General features: G+C 51.3%; 2 rRNA genes (1 of these 2 running past the window's edge). Both read right to left on the bottom strand.

Going from position 1 to position 3,039, the window contains the following annotated elements:
- Positions 1-65, bottom strand: a 5S ribosomal RNA gene (rrf, locus tag ACFOPI_RS24225); the annotation flags it as partial.
- Between the two features lie 157 nt (positions 66-222).
- A 23S ribosomal RNA gene (locus tag ACFOPI_RS24220) occupies positions 223-3,039 on the bottom strand (it continues 60 nt past the right edge of the window).

Raw genomic sequence — 3,039 nt, 5'->3', positions numbered from 1 at the left:
CAAAGTCGTTTCACTGTCCTGTTCGGGATGGGAAGGAGTGGGACCAACTCGCTATGGTCGTCAGGCATAACTTGTTGCCTGGCTGAACTGGTTCAGCCAGACGAATTCATAGAGTTTCGAATCAGCTTGTTTTGATTGCTGCCAACGTCATGATTTTAATCATGATGGCATAAGACATTTGCACGAACTGTCTTTTCAGACATGTGGTTTCGTCAAAGTTATAGGGTCAAGCCTCACGGGCAATTAGTATCGGTTAGCTTAACGCATTGCTGCGCTTCCACACCCGACCTATCAACGTCGTGGTCTTCAACGACCCTTCAGGGGGCTCAAGGCCCCGGCAGATCTCATCTTGGAACGAGTTTCCCGCTTAGATGCTTTCAGCGGTTATCTCTTCCGCACTTAGCTACCCGGCAATGCCACTGGCGTGACAACCGGTACACCAGAGGTGCGTCCACTCCGGTCCTCTCGTACTAGGAGCAGGCTTCCTCAAATCTGCAGCGCCCACGGAAGATAGGGACCAAACTGTCTCACGACGTTTTAAACCCAGCTCACGTACCTCTTTAAATGGCGAACAGCCATACCCTTGGGACCGGCTACAGCCCCAGGATGAGATGAGCCGACATCGAGGTGCCAAACACCGCCGTCGATATGAACTCTTGGGCGGTATCAGCCTGTTATCCCCAGAGTACCTTTTATCCGTTGAGCGATGGCCCTTCCATACAGAACCACCGGATCACTATGTCCTGCTTTCGCATCTGCTCGACTTGTCAGTCTCGCAGTTAAGCACGCTTATGCCATTGCACTATTAGCACGATGTCCGACCGTACCTAGCGTACCTTCGAACTCCTCCGTTACACTTTGGGAGGAGACCGCCCCAGTCAAACTGCCTACCATGCACTGTCCCCGATCCAGATAATGGACCTAGGTTAGAACCTCAAACACACCAGGGTGGTATTTCAACGTTGGCTCCACAAGATCTAGCGACCCTGCTTCAAAGCCTCCCACCTATCCTACACAGATCTGTTCAAAATTCAATACAAAGCTACAGTAAAGGTTCATGGGGTCTTTCCGTCTTTCCGCGGGGAGATTGCATCATCACAAACATTTCAACTTCGCTGAGTCTCAGGAGGAGACAGTGTGGCCATCGTTACGCCATTCGTGCAGGTCGGAACTTACCCGACAAGGAATTTCGCTACCTTAGGACCGTTATAGTTACGGCCGCCGTTTACTGGGACTTCGATCAAGAGCTTGCACCCCATCAATTAATCTTCCAGCACCGGGCAGGCGTCACACCCTATACGTCCACTTTCGTGTTTGCAGAGTGCTGTGTTTTTAATAAACAGTCGCAGCCACCTATTTTTTGCAACCCATTCGTGCTCAGATGTTCTCATCACACTACTAGGGCACACCTTCTTCCGAAGTTACGGTGTCAATTTGCCGAGTTCCTTCTCCTGAGTTCTCTCAAGCGCCTTAGAATACTCATCTCGCGCACCAGTGTCGGTTTGCGGTACGGTCAATTACAAGCTGAAGCTTAGTGGCTTTTCCTGGGACCTCGTTCAGTTACTTCGCGAGCAAGCTCGCTCGATCGGCAGCCTCGGTATATGACGGGCGGATTTGCCTACCCATCGCCTACATCTGCCTAAACCGGGACATCCAACACCCGGATAACCTATTAAGATCCGTCCCCACATCGCACTTGTAATCGGTACAGGAATATTGACCTGTTTCCCATCAGCTACGCATCTCTGCCTCGCCTTAGGGGCCGACTCACCCTACGCCGATGAACGTTGCGTAGGAAACCTTGCGCTTACGGCGAGGGGGCTTTTCACCCCCTTTAACGCTACTCATGTCAGCATTCGCACTTCTGATACCTCCAGCAGCCTTTACAAGCCACCTTCACAGGCTTACAGAACGCTCTCCTACCACTTGCAATAAATTGCAAATCCGCAGCTTCGGTAACTGGCTTAGCCCCGTTACATCTTCCGCGCAGGACGACTCGATCAGTGAGCTATTACGCTTTCTTTAAATGATGGCTGCTTCTAAGCCAACATCCTGACTGTTTTAGCCTTCCCACTTCGTTTCCCACTTAGCCAATTTTAGGGACCTTAGCTGGCGGTCTGGGTTGTTTCCCTCTTGAGTCCGGACGTTAGCACCCGGTGCTCTGTCTCCCAAGCTGTACTCTGCGGTATTCGGAGTTTGCCTTGGTTTGGTAAGTCGCCATGACCCCCTAGCCAAAACAGTGCTCTACCCCCGCAGGTAATACTTGAGGCACTACCTAAATAGTTTTCGGAGAGAACCAGCTATTTCCAAGTTTGTTTAGCCTTTCACCCCTATCCACAGCTCATCCGCTGGTTTTGCAACACCAGTCGGTTCGGACCTCCAGTACCTGTTACGGCACCTTCATCCTGGCCATGGATAGATCACTTGGTTTCGGGTCTACACCCAGCGACTGAATCGCCCTGTTCGGACTCGGTTTCCCTACGCCTTCCCTACTCGGTTAAGCTTGCCACTGAATGTAAGTCGCTGACCCATTATACAAAAGGTACGCAGTCACCCTTGCGGGCTCCTACTTTTTGTAAGCATGCGGTTTCAGGATCTATTTCACTCCCCTCCCGGGGTTCTTTTCGCCTTTCCCTCACGGTACTTGTTCACTATCGGTCGATGATGAGTATTTAGCCTTGGAGGATGGTCCCCCCATATTCAGACAGGATTACACGTGTCCCGCCCTACTTTTCGTTAGCTCAGTACCACACAGGTCTTTTCACGTACGGGGCTATCACCCGCTATGGCCACCCTTTCCAGAGTGTTCCGTTAAGTCTTGTGCTATCACTAACAGGCTCTTCCGATTTCGCTCGCCACTACTTTCGGAATCTCGGTTGATGTCTTTTCCTCGAGCTACTGAGATGTTTCAGTTCGCCCGGTTCGCCTCGCATGACTATGTATTCATCATGCGATACCTACTGCTAGGTGGGTTTCCCCATTCGGAAATCTCCGGATCAAAGCTCATTTGCCAGCTCCCCGAAGCTTATCGCAGGCTAT

It is taken from the genome of Hydrogenophaga luteola, from assembly GCF_042648585.1.
GTDB classification, from domain to species: domain Bacteria; phylum Pseudomonadota; class Gammaproteobacteria; order Burkholderiales; family Burkholderiaceae_C; genus Hydrogenophaga; species Hydrogenophaga luteola.
The sequence above is the reverse complement of the archived record's forward strand: the minus strand, read 5'-3'. Positions and strand labels throughout refer to the sequence as shown.